The sequence below is a fragment of the Nostoc sp. genome (assembly GCF_036917975.1).
Classification (GTDB): domain Bacteria; phylum Cyanobacteriota; class Cyanobacteriia; order Cyanobacteriales; family Nostocaceae; genus Nostoc.
This window is the reverse complement of the sequence record NZ_JBALEJ010000001.1, coordinates 1-21,839: the sequence shown is the minus strand read 5'-3', so window position 1 is coordinate 21,839 and position 21,839 is coordinate 1. Positions and strand designations below refer to the sequence as shown.

Below are 21,839 nucleotides of genomic sequence, written 5' to 3'. Positions count from 1 at the left end.
ATAGAATTTCAGCGCTAATAAATCGGAGGTAAGTGTGACCACTACGGTACACTGGCAGGAACGAGTTGGTAATCAAAGGGATTGGATTTGGCGCGGCTGGCAAACCCGCTACACTTACATTCGTCCTAGCCAAAATCACCACAATACAACACCCCTAATTCTGTTACATGGCTTTGGCGCTTCCATTGGTCATTGGCGACATAATTTAGAGGTTTTGGGTGAACATCATACAGTTTATGCCATTGATATGTTGGGTTTTGGCGCTTCTGAAAAAGCCGCAGCTAATTACAGCATCGAATTCTGGGTTGAGCAAGTTTACGATTTTTGGAAAACATTTATCCGTCAACCAGCGATATTAATAGGTAATTCCAACGGTTCACTAATTTCGATGGCCGCCGCCGCCGCCCACCCCGATATGGTGCTGGGTATGGTGATGATGAGTTTACCCGACCCTTCATTAGAACAAGAAGCAATTCCTCCTGTGCTGCGCCCACTCGTCACAGCAATTAAAAATGTTGTTGCTTCACCGTTGATACTTAAACCTGTATTTAACTTCGTGCGCCGTCCTGGGGTGCTGCGTCGCTGGGCTAGTATCGCCTACGCTAATCCAGAGGCGATTACTGATGAACTCATTGAAATTTTAGCAGAGCCTCCCCAAGACCGGGGTTCTGCGAGGGCGTTTAGTGCTTTGTTCAAAGCTGCGATTGGAATTAATTTTAGTCCTAGTGTCAAGACAGTATTACCAACCTTAACAATTCCCATGCTTTTAATTTGGGGACAAAAAGACCGATTTGTTCCACCAGCCCTAGCTACCCAATTCGCCCAATACAACAAAAAATTGGAAGTGCTGAATCTGGAGGATGTCGGGCATTGTCCCCATGATGAATGTCCAGAACTAGTTAACCAAGCGATTTTAGATTGGATTGAGAAATGGATTGGCGTAGGCGAAGCCCAACCCAGGCGTCGCCAACCGTTGGTTATTCCCTAAATGTTATGGTTATGCTGCAATGGGTGCGATCGCATCGGCAGTACCTACTCAATTGTCGTTTGACTAGAGTCAACATCTGTAGTGCCATTCACTGAACGTGCCACGGAAATTACTTTATTGAGAATTTCCTGACTGGGGACTTTACCTTTCAACACTACAGTGCTACCAGTCTGAGCCACCCAAAGGGTATTAACATCGTCAAGTTGATCGTCTTCATCAAATGCCAACGCTACCCGTTTTGCTAAACCACTTTGGTCATATTCTCCGCTTAATCCTAGACGTTCTGGGGGTATCGATTGCGTAGCAGTAGCAACATCACTACTAGGAGCTTGCACTACAGTCTGTGGAGCCGGGTTTACTTCTGCATTTTCAGGTTTTTCCAATCCAAACAATCTTTGTAACCAACCCATAAAAACTTTTCTCCTTAGTTAGAGGCTTATCAACCCTGAGTATAAAAGCCTTACAAGAATGCCACATCTGCCAATGAAAAGATATACATTCAATGAAATTTTGGCTTGCAGTATGATTTCTAGACAATTTCTCGATTGAGAATGCAATGAGTGCATCTCTTAAGTTTACAATAGGAGGTCGCACTAAATTTTTAGCGCGGTAGTAGGTCTAGCATTGCCTTTTGCTAGTGTCTGCATTACTCAATTCCTGCTCTAGCCTCTGTTGGCGAAGATGAAACATACCCTTTCAGTTCTCGTAGAAGATGAGGCGGGTGTTCTTTCCCGCATTTCTGGTTTATTTGCGCGTCGCGGCTTTAATATTGAAAGCCTTGCTGTTGGCCCTGCTGAACAAGGAGGAGTCTCTCGAATTACAATGGTTATCCCTGGTGACGATCGCATTATCGAGCAACTCACCAAGCAACTGTACAAATTAGTCAATGTCTTGAAAGTCCAGGATATTACCGAAACTCCTTGTGTTGAGCGGGAATTGATGCTTTTGAAGGTGAATGCTAGTACCAGCAATCGCTCAGAAGTAATCGAACTGTCTCAAATTTTCCGGGCGCGAGTCGTGGATGTGGCAGAAGATTCTCTCACCTTAGAAGTTGTGGGAGATCCAGGTAAAATGGTAGCGATCGTGCAAGTGTTGCAAAAATTTGGTTTGAAAGAAATCGCCCGCACCGGCAAAATTGCCCTAACTCGTGAGTCCGGCGTCAATACCGAGTTACTCAAATCTTTGGAAGCAAAGGTTTAGTTGGGAATTTAAATCAAGGCTCAGAAATACTCAACAGCAAGCGCATAAATTAAACACAGCAGAAGTCATAGTAGCAGTTGTTACTATGACTTTATGCTTAAGGACTTCCAAATAAAAAAATATTCAATTAACTCTTGTGGGGTGGGCATCTTGCCCGCCCTTATAGACTGGGCGCTCATGTTGCCCACCCCACAATATTGGATAATTTATTTCTTGGAGTTCCCTTAGATAAGCCCAAAACCCTGATGTAGAGACGCGATTTATCGCGTCTTCAAAGACCAATAACCCTTAACCCAAGCGTATTGCCTTAAAGACTACCAAAAAATTGAAGGAGGCAGGAGGTTTTACAATTCGTGTGACATTAAAGCTAATAATAAAACTGTGTTCAGTAAGTTAACACCCGACAAAATTTGGTACGTTACTCATGCTCAGACGCAAAAGCAGCCGTAAAATATCCTCAGTGGTTATGCTTGTGCTTGTTATATGCTTTACTCTGATAAGTGTGCGTTCATTTGGGCAAACAATTATGACATCAGCACCCCAACTGCTCACCGATCCATTTTTGCAACTGCCAACTGAAAACTCAGTGCGAGTAGTCTGGTTTACTGAGTTTGCTGGTGTTAATCACACAGTCTTCTATGGAGAAAATCTCAAACAAACTGCTAAGGCAAATATTACCAAACTCAGTCGCACGCGCGAAGACCAAAAGTCAAGAGTTGCCAACCAAACCAAAGACGGCCAAATTGATCAAAAACCCGTTCAGCGTGACATTTGGCGACATGAAGCTGAGGTAACTGGGTTAACTCCTGGTTTACGGGTAAACTATCGCGTTACAAGTGTGCGAGAAGATGGCGAGAGTGTTAACAGTGATGTTTTTACCCTTACAGCTACACCCAAACCCGATACGCCACTCAAAATTTTACTCACTTCAGATCATCAATTAAAGCCCATGACCTCTGCAAATCTGCAAAAGGTGGTAGAAACAGTTGGCAGAGTTGATGGGGTGTGGTTTGCTGGTGATTTGGTTAATGTCAGCGATCGCGCCTCAGAATGGTTTGATGATAGTAGTGGTGGTGCATTATTTCCCGGTTTACAAGGTCGTGCTACTTATGACATGACTCACAATGGTGTTAAGACAACCTATGTTGGTGGACAAATAATTCAACACGCACCCATGTTTACTTGCATTGGCAATCATGAAGTGATGGGGCGCTTTGCCAGGACAGGAAGTTTAGATGGTGAATTTGATGATACAATTCCCCGTGTTGTTGCTCAAAAAATCTACCAGGATAAATCTTTAATAGATAATTCTTTTAATACTAATACCTACGAAGAGATTTTCTCTTTACCAAAAAGTAAAGAGGGTGGAAAAAAGTATTATGCAGTCAGCTTTGGTGATGTACGTTTAGTGGTACTCTACATTACGAATATGTGGCGGACTCCCAACTTAGATGGAAAGCGTAGGGGTAGATATCAAGAAGCTGAAAAGGACTTAAATAATCCTGAAAATTGGGGCTATGGACAACTAATTTATGAGCCAGTTGCTAAAGGCAGCAAACAGTACAATTGGCTGGAGACAGAAATTAAGAGCGCGGAGTTTAAACAAGCAAAATACAAAGTTGTGATGTTCCATCATCCACCCCACACATTAGGCGATAATATAGTTCCTGCTTATACAGAACCAGTACAAATAATTGAACGGGATGGTAATAATATCAAAGCAGTCCGTTACGAATATCCCAAAGACGCAGATTATATTATTCGTGATATTGTCCCAATACTTGAAGCCGCTAATGTGCAATTAGTATTTTATGGGCATTCCCATTTGTGGAATCGCTTTGTTAGTCAAAGTGGAATGCACTTTCTAGAAACATCTAATGTGGGTAATACTTACGGCGCTGCCTGGGGTGACAGAAAACGAGAAGTACCAATTGGATATCAAGAGGATTATGTCAAGGTTGGCGATCCCAATGGATTAGAACCGATAGTGCCAACAATTGCCCCTTTGTTAGGCGAAGATGGAAAGCCGATGCCTTATATTGCAAGTAATGATATTACGGTTTTCAGTATCTTTGATACGGGGACAGGTACGATAAGTAGTTATCGTTTTGATACTCGCAAACCTGATTCAGAAGTATTGAAGTTTGATGAATTTAAATTGAACTGAATCAAAAGACCATTAAGGAATTGTGTGTAAGTAAGTCGGTGAGAAAAATTCAATGTATATGAAGAAATATAAATTAGCTGTAGGGTGTGTTATACCGTAGGCTAACGCACCTGGGATTGTTGACGGTGCGGCGCTTGGTGATAACACACCCTACATTAAAATTCCTTAACATAGCTGGAAATATTAGCACCGACTTACTTACAAAGAAAGGCAGAGGGCAGAGGGCAGAAGGCAGAAGGAAAGAAGTACTAATAAAAACTTTAGTTGTGGGTCTAAAGCCCACTAGTATAAAAAGATTTGTGTCGAGATGCGTAGCACGAGACACAAGGCGTCCTTACTTCAATCCCACGTTTTTAAACGTGGGTTCCCTTCTGCCTTCTGCCTTCTGAAACGGTAGCCTTTATAAGGAGAGGGATTGAGGGTGAGATAAATCAGATGTATAAATTGTATGTTATCTAATTCTTATTCATAAGAGATTTTACTAAGTAAAACAGTCCCTCTCTGAATCAGAGAGGGACAGAATTGAACTTTAGTTCAAAATTAGGAAAAGTTCGTTAGAAATCACATTAATTGAACCTTATCTACTCCCAACTCCAGCTGTTTGCCGTTCTCGCCGTGCGACTTCTGCACGTACTAAAGGAATGACATCACGCCCATAAGCGATCGCATCCTCTAGGGGATCAAAGCCGCGAATCAACAAGGTAGTCACACCTGCATCGTAATAATCAACCAAAGCCTCTGCTACTTGTTCTGGTGTACCTACTAGGGCTGTAGTGTTACCTGCTGCACCAGTAGCCGCTGCGATCGGTGTCCAGAGACGCTTATCGTAAACCTCATTTTTGGCTGCAAAATCCAGTAGGCGTTGTGACCCTACCGCCTGGGGTCTAGCTGGGGCAGCTACTTTCGCCCCTCCGCGCAACTCTTGAATTCGCGCTAAAATTTTATGTGCCTTCTCCCAAGCCTCTTGTTCTGTAGCACCAAGAATCGGTCGCAGGGAGACGCTAAAGCGAATCGAACGACCAGGTGGTAAGGCAGCACGAACCTCTGCGATTCGTTCTTTAACTGCGGCAATTGGCTCACCCCACAAGGCGTAGACATTACTGTGTTTGGCTCCTACCTGTACGGCTGGCCCAGATGCACCACCAAAGTAAAGAGGGATATGGGGCTGTTGCAGTGGTTTGATCGCCGAGAAAGCATCTTTAATGCGATAAAATTCACCTTCATAATCAAAAGGAGTGTCGCTTGTCCAGATGCGACGAACAATTTCTAAATATTCATCAGTGCGGCGGTAGCGGCTATCATGATCTAGCCAGTCACCATCTTTTTGCTGGTCAGCATCACTGCCACCAGTAATAATATGTATTGCGATTCGACCATTGGTAAAATGGTCAAGGGTAGCTGCCTTGCGAGCTGCCAGAGTTGGTGCTACAAAACCCGGACGATGAGCAATCAAAAAGCCCAATCGCTCGGTTGCCGAAGCTGCGAAACTAGCAACAGTCAAACCATCAGGGCTACTAGAACTATAGCCAATCAGTACTTTATCAAAGCCTCCTTCTTCATGGGCTTTCGCAAATTCACGAACATAAGCTGGATCAATGATGTCATCGCCCAAACTACCTGGTGTACTATTTAATTCCGAAGCTGGCTTTGTCCGAATCAATCCAATAAATTCAACTGGCATAATTAATTCTCCTAAAAATGTTATTGGGGACTTGGTTATTCCTAGTCCCCAGTCCCCAGTCCCCAATACCTAATCAAACAAGTCTGGCTGATCCTGGGTAATTTCATCCCACAAATACTGGAATCCACCCCAGCCTGCTTGGTGAGTACCGCCACGTTGTTGGATATTTAAGGCGATGTCATGGTCAATCAGGATAGGTTTTCCTACGGCTTCTGCTAGCAACTGTGCCTTAGCAGTATCCTCTAACCTGATGTACCACCAAGCGGCTTCATCTACACTGTGTCCCACGGTCAATATGCCGTGGTTGCGTAAAATCGCAGCTTTATTCTTGCCTAGTGCTTGAGCAATGCGTTTTCCTTCACTTGTTTCCAAGACAATGCCTGTAAAGTCATCAAATAGAGCATGATCTTGATAAAAAGCGCAGGAATCTTGGGTAATCGGGTCGAGCAACCGACCCAAAGATGACCAAGTTTTGCCATAGAAGGAATGGGCATGAGCCGCAGCAATAACGTCGGGGCGGGCTTCGTGGATTTGAGAGTGAATGGCAAATGCTGCTTGACTAACTTTGCCTTCACCTTGGACTACTTGACCATCACTATTTACTAGTATTAAGTCTGATACGCGAATGCGACTAAAATGTATCCCAAAGGGATTTACCCAAAAGTGATCGGTAAGTTCAGGATCGCGAGCAGTAATATGTCCTGCCAATCCTTGAGCAAAACCCAAACGCGCAAATACCCGAAAAGCTGCTGCCAAACGTTCTTGGCGATGACGACGCTCCGATTCAATAGAAACGAAGGTCGGTGGTTGGAAGGGATTACTGGGGCGGACGAGAGAAGTTTGCACCATAATTTTCAACTCCTACGTATGGATTGGCTAGATGCAGGGTACTGCCTCGTTGCTGGTGAAAGCGTCAAGGTTTGTTTATAGATGCTTCACCATAAAACTAGCGAGACAATAAAGGACTTATGGTTATTGCTCAGTGGCGATGTCTACGACGGGCTGCGCCTACGCAGTTTTTATCGCTGCAAATACGTATTGTTAAATCATGTCCAGTAGACAATGCTACAAATAAAATTTTGACAATAACCGTAAATACGTTACTAATTACCTGATGTCAGCTTTTAAACTACCTAGCGACAACAAATTTCTTAACTAGAGTAGTTATACTCTCAAATTAACTACTGCAACTCGACCGATTTACAGTAGTTTAAGTCTAAATGAATTTACCACAGTTGATTTAAATAAACAAGCTCCATTTTTAGCTACAGCATCCCAATATTATTACCGAAAAGCTCTCGTTTATACATTCACTCTAGTAAATAATGGTAGGTTGCCTCGTTCCCAGTCTCCGACTGGGAATGCCGTCCTAGAGGCTCTGCCTCTTTTGCTGGCGGCTCTGCCGCCAAGAACAGCATTTCCCGCCGGAGGCTAGAAACGAGGTTTTAAAGGAGTTTCGCTACACAGGTGCAGGGAGAAAAAACGAGATTTTTCTAGTCAATTTGAAAGTTAATTAGCTGAAACTCTTGATATTACTTAAGTGGGCGATACTGGATTTGAACCAGTGACCCCATCCGTGTGAAGGATGTGCGCTACCCCTGTGCTAATCGCCCAAGGCTTCTAATTATATCATAACTTACTCACATTAGCACTCTCACTTTTTTAAATGAGAAGGGACGAAAATCTCGTGCCTCCTGCATTCTTCACGTAAATCACCGAAACAGTGCTGAGTGCTGAATGAAAGGGAGTAGGGAGTAGGGAGTGGGGAGTAGGGAGTGGGGAGTAGGGAAACTAAGCAGGCTTTTCCGAAAAGCGGGGTTTCAACCAATATGCGATACAAGGATTTTTTCTCTGACGAGACGCTGTTCGCGTTCGCGCCACTTGCGGGCGAAAACGCAGCGGGACGAAGTACGGCTTTAAACCTAAATCGAGGGCTAATTTCTTCCCCTATTCCCTACTCCCTACTCCCGCCCCGAAGGGGTTGTAAAAAGTTTGTTTATTTCCGCCGTGCTGTACTACGTATCTTTGCTCTGGGCGTGGGGTCACTGAAGATTCATTTCTTTAGTTTATCTAAAGTCGCATCTAAGTTAGCAAATTACCTTTCTAAGATAGAAGCAGCAACTATAAGTTGCCACACACGACTAACACCCAACTAACAGCTAGTGGCTGCGGAGAACATAAACAATGGCTAAAACGCCAGAATCTTTAGACTTATCTACTTACGACTCTACAGACAAAGCTCTAGATCGTGATTGTACAACCTTATCTCGTCACGTCCTCCAGCAACTTCAGAGTTTTTCGCCAGATGCACAGGATTTAAGTGCGCTGATGAATCGCATTGCCCTGGCTGGCAAACTGGTTGCTCGTCGTATGAGTCGTGCTGGTTTAATGGAAGGCGTTCTCGGATTTACTGGGGAAGTTAATGTCCAAGGCGAATCCGTCAAAAAGATGGATGTCTATGCCAATGATGTATTTATCTCAGTGTTTAAGCAAAGCGGCTTAGTCTGTCGCCTGGCTTCTGAGGAAATGGAAAATCCCTATTACATCCCCGAAAATTGCCCCATTGGACGCTATACGCTGCTCTACGATCCAATTGATGGCTCATCCAATACTGATAATAATCTCAGTTTAGGTTCCATTTTTGCCATTCGCCAACAAGAAGGAACTGATAGCGATGGTAAGGCAACTGACCTGCTCACCAATGGACGTAAGCAGCTCGCTGCTGGATATATCCTGTATGGCCCTTGCACAATGCTGGTTTATACTATAGGTAAAGGCGTTCATTCCTTTGTCCTTGATCCCAGCTTAGGAGAGTTTATTCTCACAGAAGAAAATATCCGTATTCCTAAGCACGGTTCTGTTTACAGCGTCAACGAAGGTAACTTCTGGCAGTGGGAAGAATCGATTCGAGAATACATCCGCTACGTTCATCGTACAGAAGGTTACAGCGCTCGTTATAGCGGCGCAATGGTGAGCGACATCCATAGAATTTTGGTTCAAGGCGGCGTATTTCTCTACCCCGGTACAATTCAAAATCCAGAAGGAAAGTTGCGCTTGCTTTATGAAACCGCTCCTCTGGCATTTTTGATTGAGCAAGCAGGCGGTCGTGCTACCACCGGACTAATGGATATCTTGGATGTAGTGCCGAAAAAACTACATCAGCGCACGCCTTTAATTATTGGTAGCAAAGAGGATGTAGCAAAGGTGGAGTCTTTTATTCAAAACGGACATTAGTGTGAGAAGGCAGTACCGATGAGAAAGGGACTGGGGACTGGGTACTGGGGACTAGTATTTTTACTTAGTACTAACTACACGCCCCGCTATCCATGTACAACACGGGCTAAACGCCCCGCTATCGCTAACAGCACTTTCAAGACAGAGATAGGAGAAAAAAAGGTTGTAAATTACACTTCTGAAATTTTTTCAACTCAATAGTTATTTTTGCCATATAGCAGTAGAAGACGGTAACAAAAGTATCAAGGATGCGTCTATCATCTGCCATTAATTAAACGTTAATCATGGTGATTTAGGATTGGGAATGCAAAATAGCGCTTTTTGAAGATAAATTCAGGATTATCTCAGCTGGCCGATGCGATAAGTACTTGGCAACGTCACAATTCAAAAGTAACCATCAATATTTGATGGGTTTTGCCAACTTTACTTAGAAGCATCACTATACAGGAGTCAAATAAACTAGCTATGGCTACCAATCATCTACTAGAAATTAAGCAATACGGTCAAAGTATCTGGCTGGATAATTTGACCCGTGACATTATTCAATCAGGCGAACTCAAAGAACTGGTTGAAAATCAAGGAGTTTCTGGGATTACTTCTAACCCGGCTATCTTTGAAAAAGCGATCGCTGGTAACGTTATTTATGATGCCGATATCGAAGCCGGAGTTCGGGCTGGCTTACCGACAGACAAAATTTACGAATCCCTAGTTTTTGCAGATATCCGTAATGCCTGTGATATTTTACGCCCTGCTTATGAAGCCTCTAATAGACTAGATGGTTATGTGAGTATTGAAGTACCACCAACCATAGCCCATGATACTGAAGCAACCATAGCCGCAGCCCGTCGCTATTTTCAAGAAATTGGTCGGGAAAATTTGATGATTAAAATTCCCGGTACTGAACCTGGTTTGCCAGCAGTGGAACAGGTAATAGCTGATGGGATAAATGTCAATATTACGCTACTGTTTTCTGTAGAAAGCTATGTAAACACAGCTTGGGCATATATTCAGGGCTTAGAAAAACGGCTGGCTGAAGGTAAAGACATCAGTAGAATTGCTTCAGTTGCCAGTTTCTTCCTCAGCCGGATCGATAGCAACATTGACGCCAAGATTGATGCTAAGTTGAAAAAAGGCGTTGATGATATTACCGTGGAAGCAAAGCTAAAAGCTGTCAAAGGGAAAGTTGCGATCGCTAACGCTAAGATTGCGTATCAGGAATACAAGAAAATCATTAGAAGCGAGCGTTGGCAAGCATTGGCAGCAAAAGGAGCCAAAGTACAACGGCTACTTTGGGCTAGTACCAGCACCAAAGACCCCAACTACAGAGACGTGATGTATATCGAAGAGTTGATTGGTCGAGACACCGTTAACACCGTACCACCAGCGACCATTAAAGCTTGTGCCGATCATTGTAACGTAAGCAAGAGCTTAGAAACAGATGTGGACAAAGCTTACACACTGATCGAAAACCTCAAAGATCCCGACATCAACATCGATCTCGATAACGTAATGGATGAACTGTTAGTCGAAGGTATTGACAAGTTTATCCAGCCCTTCCAGTCCTTGATGAACTCTTTAGAAGAAAAGATCAAGGTATTGTCACCAGTGTAGGGGCTAGTGACTGGGAATTTTGGATTTTAGATTTGCGATTTTGGATTGGACTCCAATCTAAAATCCAAAATCCAAAATCCAAAATCGTTTCCAATGCCCCATCCCCAATCCAAAATCCAAAATCCAAAATCCAAAATTCCTATGGTTAGTCTGCTAGAAAATCCCTTGCGCGTTGGTCTGCAACAACAAGGGATGCCCGAACCCCAGATTATAGTTATCTTTGGCGCTTCTGGCGATCTCACCTGGCGCAAACTAGTGCCAGCACTTTACAAATTGCGGCGAGAACGGCGTATTCCCCCAGAAACCACCATTGTCGGTGTGGCGCGTCGAGAATGGAGCCACGAGTACTTCCGCGAACAAATGCAAAAGGGCATGGAAGAAGCCCATTCTGATGTCGATTTAGGAGAACTCTGGCAAGATTTCTCTCAAGGTTTGTTCTACAGCCCTGGGGATATAGACAACCCCGAAGGCTACCAGAAACTAAAAAACTTATTGAGTGAATTAGACGAAAAACGGGGCACGCGAGGTAATCGCATGTTCTACCTCTCAGTTGCCCCCTCATTCTTTCCTGAAGCTATTAAGCAGCTAGGAACCGCCGGAATGCTAGAAGATCCCTACAAACATCGTCTAGTAGTTGAAAAACCCTTTGGTCGAGACTTAGCATCTGCCCAAAGTCTTAACCAAGTGGTACAGAAATATTGTAAAGAAAACCAAGTATACCGCATTGACCACTACTTGGGTAAAGAAACAGTCCAGAATTTGCTGGTGTTTCGCTTTGCCAATGCGATTTTTGAGCCGTTGTGGAATCGTCAATTTGTTGACCACGTGCAAATTACCGTAGCAGAAACCGTGGGAGTGGAAGACCGGGCTGGTTACTATGAAAGCGCCGGCGCACTACGGGATATGTTGCAAAATCACCTCATGCAACTTTACTGTCTAACGGCGATGGAAGCACCTAACGCAATGGATGCCGACAGCATCCGCACAGAAAAAGTGAAGGTACTCCAAGCTACTCGTTTAGCTGATGTTCACAATCTGTCGCGGTCAGCAGTACGCGGTCAGTACAGTGCTGGCTGGATGAAGGGTCAAGCAGTGCCAGGGTATCGGGTAGAACCAGGTGTTGATCCCAACTCCACCACACCCACTTATGTAGCGATGAAGTTTTTGGTAGACAACTGGCGCTGGAAAGGTGTGCCTTTCTACTTGCGTACCGGCAAGCGGATGCCGAAAAAAGTCAGTGAGATTTCCATTCACTTCCGCGAAGTTCCGTCTCGGATGTTCCAATCTGCGGCCCAACAGACAAACGCCAACATTTTGACGATGCGGATTCAGCCGAATGAAGGTATTTCCCTGCGTTTTGATGTGAAAATGCCGGGGGCAGAATTCCGCACCCGTTCCGTTGACATGGACTTTAGTTATGGTTCCTTTGGCATCCAAGCTACATCTGATGCCTACGATCGCTTATTCCTTGATTGTATGATGGGCGATCAAACATTGTTCACCCGCGCGGATGAAGTAGAAGCAGCTTGGCAGGTAGTAACGCCAGCCCTCTCCGTTTGGGATGCACCTGCCGATGCCAATACTATTCCCCAGTATGAAGCCGGAACCTGGGAACCAGCAGAAGCAGAATTCTTAATTAACCAAGATGGCCGTCGCTGGCGCAGACTCTAACAATTTTAGATTTTAGATTTTAGATTTTAGATTGGGGACGGCGAAATCGGGAATAGATAATAGGGAATATGAAAAACTATTACTAATTACCAAATTACTAGTTCTTAATCCAAAATCCAAAATCCAAAATCCAAAATCCAAAATCCAAAATCCAAAATCCAAAACCTCCTATGGCTCCCCAAGCTTCGACAATTTATTCACTTCAAGCGCCAAAAGATATTTCGCTTGACGAATTAGACGCGGAACTTCATCAAATTTGGCAAAGTTACGGCATCACTGGCGATAACGGTGGGCATCCTGCTGCTACTCGGGCCACGACATTTACCTTAGTGGTTTACGAACCTGAAGAAACCCAGTATCTTTTGGCTACTTTGGGATTTTACAACGGTCCGCTTGACGGGATTTTAGGGCCTCAAATGGAAGCTGCTTTGCGGCAAGTGCAGAAAAAATATGCACTGCCAGATACAGGAACAGCAACACCTGAAACCTTGGCTATCTTGAGAGAAGAATTCATCAAACGTCAAGGAAACGGGGCTGCGGGGGATAATGGTTCTATTGAACTCCCCAGCTTAAATGCCCCAAGCCCCAGAATTGCCGATGAAATCGCCCTCCGCAACCCTTGCCGGATTATTGCCCTATTTCCCATTGCTGGCGAAGATGAAGGGGTGAAGGCTCAAGTTTCTGCCTATTGTCCAATTCAAAAGCAATCGTCAAGTACACTAATCTGCTGCGAATACATAACTCTTAGTGGTACTGCTGCTGCCTTGGAACGCATCGGTGGTATGCTTCCAGCATTGTTGATTGGCGGCTTACCAAAGTTTCTTTGGTGGAAAGCAACACCAGTCCCCAACAACGCTCTATTCAAGCGGCTAGCAGCAGTTTGTAATAATGTAATTGTGGATTCTTGCCGCTTTAACGAGCCAGAAAGTGATTTAATCCGCCTGCAAGAATTGGTGGATAGTGGAGTTCCTCTCGCTGACCTCAACTGGCGTCGCCTCTCAGCTTGGCAGGAATTGACAGCTGAAGCCTATGACTCACCCAACCGTCGGGCTGCCCTTCGGGAAGTTGACCGAGTAACTATTGATTACGAAAAAGGCAACCCCGCACAAGCATTGCTGTTTTTGGGTTGGCTGGCAAGTCGTCTAGCATGGCAGCCAGTTTCTTATCAAAAGGAAATCGGAGATTACGACATCACTCGCATTCACTTTATTGCCCAAGACCAACGGCAAGTAGAAGCAGAATTAGCGGGTGTTCCTCTGGCTGATGTCGGCGAGATTGCTGGCGACTTGATTGCTTTGCGCCTCAGTTCGACCAATCCGAAGGCAGACTGTGGTACAGTAATTTGCTCGGAAACTGGTGGCTGTATGCGGATGGAAACCCACGGTGGTGCCCAATCTGCCGGTCTGTTTCAACAGGTGACTTCACTTTCAGAACAAAAGGCGGAAGCATTGCTGAGTCAACAGGTACAACGTTGGGGTCGCGAGTCACTTTTTGAAGAAAGTCTGGGAATTACAGCCAATATTTTCAAGTTGGCAACAAATAGCTAGTTTCGCCTGGAAAGCATAAAAGTTACCCAAATTGCGGGAAATCAAACACCAACCCCAATACAGTTCAGATAGAGCAACAAAACCCTTGTAGAAACGGCGATTTATCGCGTCTTCTCTAGACCAGTTATCTACACCAATAACCCTTGACTGAACCGTATTGACATCAACCCTTCAGATTTTTGGATATTTCCATCATCTGGAGGGTTTTTCTATTTCACAGGAGTGATAAAAGGAATACTGTAGGACTAGCCCTTTCAAGGTGAGTAAAAATTTTGCTCAAAAAATTCCTCTTTAATCTCTTAACTCTGTGTTCTCTGCGTCTCTGTGGTTAAATAAATTACTTTTAAACCGCAGAGGCACAAAGATCGCAGAGAGAAAAACAGCTTAACTGAACTGTATTGTGATATCAAGCGTATTGTTTTTGATTATTGAATCGGTATTCTAATAGTTGTACTCTGGCTTGATATCTCGCAACATCAACTCATCAAGTGCTTGTTCGGGTGTGATTTCACCTTGAAGTAACCGATGAACTTGCTCAGTAATTGGGACTGCGATGTTTTGTTGCTTGGCTCGCTGCATCAAAACTCGGCAAGTGTTTACTCCTTCAGCAGTTCCTTGTAAATTTGCAAGAGTTTCTGTAAGTGACTTACCACCAGCTAGCTGATAGCCGACTTGGTAATTGCGACTTAAGGGACTATTGCACGTTGCTAATAAATCTCCTAGACCCGATAAACCATAAAATGTTTCTGTCTTTGCACCCCAGTTGTTGCCGATGCGAACCATTTCGGTAAGTCCACGGGTGACTAAAGCAGCTTTGGCATTGGTTCCCAGTTGTAAACCATCGCACACACCAGCTGCGATCGCAATCACATTTTTCAGTGTTCCCCCCAGTTCCACTCCCAAGGGGTCGGGATTGGTATATACCCGAAAACGATGAGAAGAAAATACTAACTGCACTACTTCCGCCGCCGTGGGAATATTACTGGCTACCACCGTGGCTGCGGGTAATTTCATTTGAATTTCTTTTGATAAATTAGGCCCAGACAAAACAACCACTGCATGGTTAGGGAATATTTGTTGCCAAATTTGTGACGGTGTACAAGTGGTTTGGGGATCTAAGCCTTTTGTCGCCGTCACAAAAATTGTCTCTGGAGAAAGGGGGAAAGATTGGACTTGGGAAGCAACATCTCTCACGCCAATCATTGAGATAGCGGATAGGATTATTTGGGCATTTGTTAAAACTGCTTCCAGAGTTTGGGAACCTTGACGCGACCACACGCGCACCTGATGACCATTTGCAGCAGCGAGATTTGCGAGAGATGCACCCCAAGCACCTGCACCCAGAATTGCAACGGAAAGTTTTGTGTTGGAGTACATCTGCTCACTCATAACTCCTAATTCCTAACTCCTAACTTTTGAGCGTGGGTAACGTTCCATCAATTCTCTAACTTGCTCTGCATGATATGAGCTTCTTGTCAATGGTGAAGAAACAACTTGTAAAAATCCGATTTCTTCGCCGAATGCCTTCCAAGCAGCAAATTGTTCTGGATTGACAAATTCGTTTACTTGCAAGTGTTTTTGACTGGGTTGGAGATATTGCCCAATGGTTAAAATATCGCAATCCACAGATCGTAAGTCTTGCATGACTTGGCGAATTTCGGCATCAGTTTCACCGAGTCCAACCATAATGCCAGATTTAGTGTAGGCACTAGGAGAAAGTTGGCGAGTGCGCTGCAATAATTCTAATGTGCGATCGTAGTTTCCTTGGGGACGCACCCGACGATACAGGCGTGGAACAGTTTCGGTATTGTGGTTTAATACCTCTGGCGCAGCTTGTAGAATTATCTCCAGAGCATTCCAATTACCGCATAAGTCAGGAATTAGCACCTCAATTGTGGTGTTGGGTGAAACAGAGTTAACTGCATCAATACATGCCACAAACTGAGATGCACCACCATCAAGCAAGTCATCTCGGTTTACAGAAGTAATTACCACATGATTAAGGTTCAGGCGGCGAACAGCTTGGGCTAGTCGTGTAGGTTCGGTGGGATCTAGTGGTTTGGGTTTTTTCTCAAAATCAATATCGCAGTAGGGACAAGCGCGTGTACAAGCCGGGCCCATAATTAAAAACGTGGCAGTCCCAGCGTTGAAGCATTCACCAATATTCGGACAGGACGCTTCCTCGCAAACTGTATTGAGGGCTAAATCCCGCAAAATTTCTTTAACGTTACCGATGCGCTCACGCCCAGGTGCTTTCACCCGCAACCAGTCTGGTTTTACAGTCACAATCCGCTTTTACCACTAGAGTTATACAAATTTAATCCTAGCAAGCAAAGTCTTTGGTGAAGCGATCGCATATAGATGTAATTCTGATATTTGGCACAGTTTGTGATATTCTTATATTTACAATGCCATTTTTTTGGCGGGATGTGGCGCAGCTTGGTAGCGCACTTCGTTCGGGACGAAGGGGCCGCTGGTTCGAATCCAGTCATCCCGATTGGTAGATGTCGAATAACTAATTATTTGTGAAAGTAGATAAAGAGGCAAAGGATTTGTCCTCTAAATGAACATAGTTATAAATATTCCCGATTGCCTACTTGTTTGTATTTGTTGACAGATTACTAGTAGCGTCTTCCAGACTAACTAGGGCGGTTATTCACACCGGAAGTTTTTGGGATAGTTTGTCAAAATTAAAGATAACTGGAGGTTCAAAATATGAAATTTTCAATCCAATCACTTTACACTTGGTACCGCGATGTGCTTCGTAACCCCAAGTACCGTTGGTGGGTAATTTTAGGAACATTAGTCTATTTAGTTAGCCCATTTGATGTTCTCCCAGATTTTATACCGGTTGTGGGACAAATTGATGATGTTTTCCTTTTGACTTTGCTAGTTTCTGAGGTATCTGGGCTAGTCATTGAGGGCTGGAAAACTCGTAAGGGTGAGGTGGGGACTGAAGTAGCTAATAGTACTGAGGGTTCTACCTCTAGTGGAAGCACTATTGATGTTGATGCTGTTTCGGTTAAGTAGTTTTAATAAAACCCCTGCTTTTGGAATCTGAGGTGGGGGATATTTTTTTTAAAAATCTTTCACAAATTCCGTCAAGAACCTAAATGCCTTCAAAATATAACCAGTGCAATCTCTAGGAGAAGTATTGTAAAACGATCGCCACGCACTCCCCTTATCTTCATCATAGCGATCGCTGCGTTGACTATGATTTTCTAACCATGCCAATCGCACTGCATGGCCAATTAACACATCCAACACAATATATCCTTCGATTTGCAGGTTGGGATTATTGGCTGCGATCGCAGCTAATTCTACTAATGCTTCAATATTAACTTGGCGATATTCTGGAGCTTCGATTTTATTCAGCAAATGCTCAACTAACAGGGCAAAATTTCTTTCTCCGGCTGTCATTTCTGACAACATTATCTCACTATCTAAACGATTGCGGCGCTCTAGTTTATCGCCAATTACTAAACCTTTGCAATGCTGCATTAATAGCCAAACTTCTTTAAAAAATTCTTTTGGTACGCGCCCCGTCGCACCCTCGGCTTGGCGAAACCGCCGCCAACCGCCCGGCGGGATTTCTATTCCTTCGGCTATTGCTGGTAACACTACCCAAGCAATATCACTTTCTTTTTGTTTGACATGCAGTGATTCTTGCTGGCGTAACAGGTTACTCATGCCAGTATATCCAGTTAATACTTGACGCAAGCGCGTTTTCACATCAAAGGGTGAAAGTTGCATTAAATAGTCATAAGCTTCATCTTGAGTGACGTATAATTCTCGTGCTAGTTCGCTGGTAATCAATAAGATAAGATAGCCGACTCTCAGGGTTAGTAGTCCCTGAAATAGTTCGGATTCTGAGCGAATTAAGATGCCAAGATAGATTAAAATCTCTTGAGTGAGGACGCGATCGCGTATATCTTCACGACAAAAATGATTAATTTTATCGGCAATTTCATCAGGTGACATCGGTACGGTAATTAGGGACGCCTCACTGTAAGCTCTACCCACAGCAATTTGCTTACCTCGCACCAAAATACTCGTGACTGCATCTGATAGGCTGATATCAACCATTTGGCGTAATCCCGCAGCCCGACGCACTACCGCCCAAATACCTAAATCTCCAGCTTTGGTGTAAACTTCATCGAGTAAATCGCCTACGGTCACGGGATATCCTGGTTCACCGTACCCCGTATCAAATTCCATTCCTTGCAAGCGTGTTAAAGTTTGCAATAACTCAATTTGCTCGTAGATATTCTCTGATGAACGCAAACGAGAAAGTAATAACCCAAAGTTGGTTTCACACTCCATTTGAAATTCTTGGCTATGTCCTAAGCGCCAGTTTTTCTCAGGATGATACGCTAAATAATAGCAGCGTGGGCTAGCATTTTTCACTGGCGATCGCAAAAATTCTGCATTAGGGAGAAAATCAATTCTTTGGATTCCAGCTGTTAGCATTAGCTGATTTAGTCGCCCTAATTTCACTCGCACGCCGTTACAAACACCATCTTTCAGTTCTTGCATCAATTCTAGTAATGCTTCCGAACCGACTTCTAACATGGTATGTGTCAACATGAAAGTCAAGGTAGGGCGTCCTAAATCGCCCCAATATTTTTGAATGTAAGCTAGTTCACTTCTAATTTGATCCAGCAGAAAATGGTAATCAAGGGTTAAATAAAACTCTTGAGAGTCGGAAAATGAAGGTAAAAAGACAATTGTTTCACCACTAATCCGAAAAATTCTAGATGTTGTTAAACTCCGCAGCCGCCGCACTGGCCGCCCAGTTAAACCAAGTTTGTCGTTACGTCCAATTTGGGTATAAATAGCTGAAAATTCTCCAGCTTTTCTCACTTGAATCGGTTCTACTTGGGTAGGTGTTTGTGCTTCAATTCCGTGAACTTCTAATTTCTTCTGTAAATCTTCATCTTCTGCTAATAAAGCAATTTGTACCAATGAATCGCGCTGTTTACCAACACACAAATGTCTTCCTAAAGGATCGATATCACCAACAGCTAGTAACCCTTCACTCAACATTTCACTGAGAAAATATAAACTCTGTGCCCACACCAAGGGAATATTTTCATTAGGTAAACGTGGTTGGGTTTGGGGTGCTAACTTTTCTGCCTCGATATTTTCGGCAGGAACATAATAAAGTTCTGGCAATAAACGCAAACCATCTTGTTCTATAAATAATGATTCTAAAAGACTTTGGTATTTTTTAACTTGTTCTTGTTCGCCGCGAAATAATCCATCTAGAACTAAATAAGTGAAAAATAACGGCCATTCGCATTCGATATGCTCAAATTGCTTAAGTTCTAAAGGTTCGTAGTGCAAGCGCTGATGATCTTCTAAAACGGTTTGGTGTCCATCACGCAGAAAGCGTTTGCAGCCGTATTTACCTGCAAGTTTATTGATAATATCGTTTAAAGTGCGATCGCGTAACTCTAAATCTTCCACTGCAAAGGCAGGATAACTAATAATACTTAACAGCGCCGCATCAATTTCTTTGGAACCAGATTCTCTCGGTAATAGTGATTCTAAAGTAATTCGGGCACGGGCGATTTCATCTGGTAGGACGTGAATCACCGATGCTTGACTACCACGCACACCAAACAAATCCAGTCCGTTGATAGCTTCTAAAGCGGCTTTTGCCATACCTACGGAACTGGCGTTTAACTCAGCACTACCACGATTAATTTTATTACCACGTTCCCAAATGCCGTAATCTGGTGTACGGTAAGCTCGTCCAATGTAGTAAACCAAATTTTGGACGAAATTCACTTCATCAATGGTATAAATTATTTGCAATCCCGCAGCCGTCATTTGCCCCAACATCAGTAAAAATATCGATGTGGCATCAAGTTGCAAATGTCCCCATTCGTCATCACCAACAACAATGTCACCAGTGGCGGTATTATATTTGGCGTGCAGTCCATCTAGTAGCGACTGAGTATGTTTAAATGTCTCTACTTTATGAGCCTGTCGCATCATCGCAAATAGCAACCCGCGCATCAGTTTGATGACACTGTGTTCTAGTTCATAAGTGCGTCCTTCATCGTCGTCAATCTTGCGGTATGCAAGTCCTAAACCCCAAACTGCCAAAATGCTGTAAACATTGTCTCGCACCCAGGCATCAGTATAATCGCCGTGGGCTGTAATCGCTGTACTCGCGGGTAGCAAACCAGTAATGGGATTTTGCCGAGTCAGAATAATCGTTTTGATTTGCTGGTAGTAATAGTCTAGGCGAGTTAGCAATTTGGTGGATGTTTTCATGGTTTGGTTCAGAACAACTTGCAAAATTTTACCCTGTGACTGTCAAGTGAATTACCTAAACCAAGCCAGAATAAGTTCTGTAATGGTTGATGGGACAACAGCTAAGGGTGGTGTGAGTTTATTATTATCTCGTGTTAATCGGTTTCTGGGTACTTAATTTTAGTGATTCCGGTTTATAGTACAATACAGTTCAATTAAACATTTCTTCCTTCTCTTCCTTTGCGTTCTTTGCGTCCTTCTTCCAAGGGGAGACGCTAACGCGAATGCGGTTCGTTAAAAAATTGGCTTTGAGAAAGAGTTAAGCCTTAACCCAAGCGTATTGGGTTAGAAACCGTCTAATTCTGTAGCTTTTTAAGCTCTGCTTCTGTAAAGGGATTCTTCCCCGCTTGTAAATCTTTCACCCAGCGCTGCCGTTGTGCTTTACTATCTTTATCCTGAGTCTGGGCGATGTATGCCTCAAAGTCAGTAATTGCCCCTTGGGTGTCGCCTGTCAGCGCCCTAGCCAAGCCACGACTATCACGATTATTGCCATCTTCAGGTGCAAGTGCAACGGCTTTTTCACAGGCTGGTAAAACATCGGCGGCTTGTTTTTGCAGACTCCCGCCCCTGCATAGTCTATTCCAAGAATCAGCAGGAATTTCGACTTTTGGATCAAACTTGAGGGCTGCGGTATAAGCTGCGATCGCTTCCTTAAACTTTTTCTCTTGTAAGCGGCTGTATCCTTCATCAACTAAGCGTTCAGCCTTACCTTTGTTGACAAACTCTTTCGCTTTCGCCTGGGAATCAAACTTTAATTTATTATCCCACTGCTGCGCCTTGCTAAACTTTTCAACAGCGCCATTAATATCATCATTTCGCGCTAACTCCTCACCTTGGATGACTAACGTTGTCGCCCCCAGCACCAAGCGAAATGGAGTTTGACAAGATCGCAACTCTTCTAAAACTTCTGGATGTCCAATGAAGTAATTATTCAGCAAGTTGCAACCACTGAGTAATAAATTATCGAAATCCAAGTCCCATAAAATCACAGTCTTGTCACCACTGCCAGAAGCCAGTGTCTTGCCATCGGGGCTGAATCCAACGCTATAGACCGTACTGCTATGCCCAGTCAGGGTTTTGATGGCTTTGCCTGTGCTGACATCCCAGAGTTTGATCGTCTTGTCATCACTGCCAGAAGCCAGTGTCTTGCCATCGGGGCTGAATCCGACGCTAATGACCCAACTGCTATGCCCAGTCAGGGTTTTGATGGCTTTGCCTGTGCTGACATCCCAGAGTTTGATCGTGTTGTCATCACTGCCAGAAGCCAGTGTCTTGCCATCGGGGCTGAATCCGACGCTCCTGACCCAACTGCTATGCCCAGTCAGGGTTTTGATGGCTTTGCCTGTGCTGACATCCCAGAGTTTGATCGTGTTGTCATCACTGCCAGAAGCCAGTGTCTTGCCATCGGGGCTGAAT

At 44.0% G+C, this 21,839-nt stretch carries 14 protein-coding genes, 2 tRNA genes and 1 pseudogene; 9 read left to right on the top strand and 8 right to left on the bottom strand.

Annotated features, from left to right (window positions below; genetic code table 11):
* Positions 1-34: 34 nt before the first annotated feature.
* Positions 35-988, top strand: coding sequence for an alpha/beta fold hydrolase (locus tag V7K76_RS00085; RefSeq protein ID WP_334952902.1), 954 nt, complete (start codon positions 35-37; stop codon positions 986-988).
* 44 nt (positions 989-1,032) lie between these two features.
* On the opposite strand, the gene V7K76_RS00080 is transcribed toward V7K76_RS00085, so the two are convergent.
* Positions 1,033-1,398, bottom strand: a complete 366-nt coding sequence (locus tag V7K76_RS00080) for a phospholipid-binding protein (protein WP_334777581.1) — start codon at positions 1,396-1,398, stop codon at positions 1,033-1,035.
* A 271-nt stretch (positions 1,399-1,669) separates the two neighbouring features.
* Between V7K76_RS00080 and ilvN the strand changes: the two genes are divergently transcribed.
* Positions 1,670-2,188 (top strand): acetolactate synthase small subunit, encoded by a 519-nt coding sequence (gene ilvN, locus V7K76_RS00075; RefSeq protein WP_196529110.1) that lies wholly within the window; start codon positions 1,670-1,672, stop codon positions 2,186-2,188.
* Between the two features lie 526 nt (positions 2,189-2,714).
* Positions 2,715-4,355, top strand: a complete 1,641-nt coding sequence (locus V7K76_RS00070; protein WP_335029628.1) for a metallophosphoesterase — start codon at positions 2,715-2,717, stop codon at positions 4,353-4,355.
* Positions 4,356-4,932: 577 nt separating this feature from the next.
* Here V7K76_RS00070 and V7K76_RS00065 read toward each other — a convergent pair.
* From V7K76_RS00065 to V7K76_RS00055, 3 genes are all read right to left on the bottom strand, one after another.
* Positions 4,933-6,036 carry an LLM class flavin-dependent oxidoreductase gene (locus tag V7K76_RS00065; protein ID WP_335029626.1) on the bottom strand — a complete coding sequence of 368 codons (1,104 nt, stop codon included), beginning with the start codon at positions 6,034-6,036 and terminating at the stop codon, positions 4,933-4,935.
* Between the two features lie 69 nt (positions 6,037-6,105).
* Positions 6,106-6,885 (bottom strand): class II aldolase/adducin family protein, encoded by a 780-nt coding sequence (locus V7K76_RS00060; RefSeq protein ID WP_334777578.1) that lies wholly within the window; start codon positions 6,883-6,885, stop codon positions 6,106-6,108.
* Positions 6,886-7,577: 692 nt separating this feature from the next.
* Positions 7,578-7,649 (bottom strand) — tRNA-Val (locus tag V7K76_RS00055).
* A gap of 571 nt (positions 7,650-8,220) precedes the next feature.
* Here V7K76_RS00055 and fbp point away from each other — a divergent pair.
* The 4 genes from fbp to opcA all read left to right on the top strand — a co-directional run bounded on the left by fbp (position 8,221) and on the right by opcA (position 14,099).
* Positions 8,221-9,270 (top strand): class 1 fructose-bisphosphatase, encoded by a 1,050-nt coding sequence (gene fbp / locus V7K76_RS00050; protein WP_334777577.1) that lies wholly within the window; start codon positions 8,221-8,223, stop codon positions 9,268-9,270.
* 465 nt (positions 9,271-9,735) lie between these two features.
* Positions 9,736-10,881 carry a transaldolase gene (gene tal / locus V7K76_RS00045; protein WP_334777576.1) on the top strand — a complete coding sequence of 382 codons (1,146 nt, stop codon included), beginning with the start codon at positions 9,736-9,738 and terminating at the stop codon, positions 10,879-10,881.
* A 141-nt stretch (positions 10,882-11,022) separates the two neighbouring features.
* A complete protein-coding gene (gene zwf, locus V7K76_RS00040; RefSeq protein WP_334777575.1) occupies positions 11,023-12,552 on the top strand; it encodes a glucose-6-phosphate dehydrogenase in 1,530 nt (509 codons plus the stop codon).
* A gap of 170 nt (positions 12,553-12,722) precedes the next feature.
* Entirely contained in the window at positions 12,723-14,099 is a 1,377-nt protein-coding gene (opcA, locus tag V7K76_RS00035; protein ID WP_334777574.1) for a glucose-6-phosphate dehydrogenase assembly protein OpcA, read from the top strand.
* A 441-nt stretch (positions 14,100-14,540) separates the two neighbouring features.
* Here the strand turns inward: opcA and V7K76_RS00030 are convergent, their stop codons facing one another.
* Both V7K76_RS00030 and lipA read right to left on the bottom strand, forming a co-directional pair.
* On the bottom strand, positions 14,541-15,476 hold the full coding sequence (locus V7K76_RS00030; protein ID WP_334952928.1) for an NAD(P)H-dependent glycerol-3-phosphate dehydrogenase: 936 nt from the start codon (positions 15,474-15,476) through the stop codon (positions 14,541-14,543).
* Between the two features lie 24 nt (positions 15,477-15,500).
* Positions 15,501-16,385 (bottom strand): lipoyl synthase, encoded by an 885-nt coding sequence (lipA, locus tag V7K76_RS00025; RefSeq protein ID WP_334952908.1) that lies wholly within the window; start codon positions 16,383-16,385, stop codon positions 15,501-15,503.
* A gap of 137 nt (positions 16,386-16,522) precedes the next feature.
* On the opposite strand from lipA, the gene V7K76_RS00020 reads away from it, so the two are divergent.
* Positions 16,523-16,596: transfer RNA gene (locus V7K76_RS00020), tRNA-Pro, on the top strand.
* 218 nt (positions 16,597-16,814) lie between these two features.
* A complete protein-coding gene (locus V7K76_RS00015) occupies positions 16,815-17,129 on the top strand; it encodes a YkvA family protein (RefSeq protein WP_334777572.1) in 315 nt (104 codons plus the stop codon).
* A gap of 48 nt (positions 17,130-17,177) precedes the next feature.
* Here V7K76_RS00015 and V7K76_RS00010 read toward each other — a convergent pair whose 3' ends face one another.
* Positions 17,178-20,384: a glycoside hydrolase family 15 protein gene (locus V7K76_RS00010; protein WP_335029625.1), complete on the bottom strand. Its 3,207-nt coding sequence runs from the start codon at positions 20,382-20,384 to the stop codon at positions 17,178-17,180.
* Positions 20,385-20,719: 335 nt separating this feature from the next.
* Positions 20,720-21,839 (bottom strand): annotated as a pseudogene (locus V7K76_RS00005) (ribosome assembly protein 4); the annotation flags it as partial.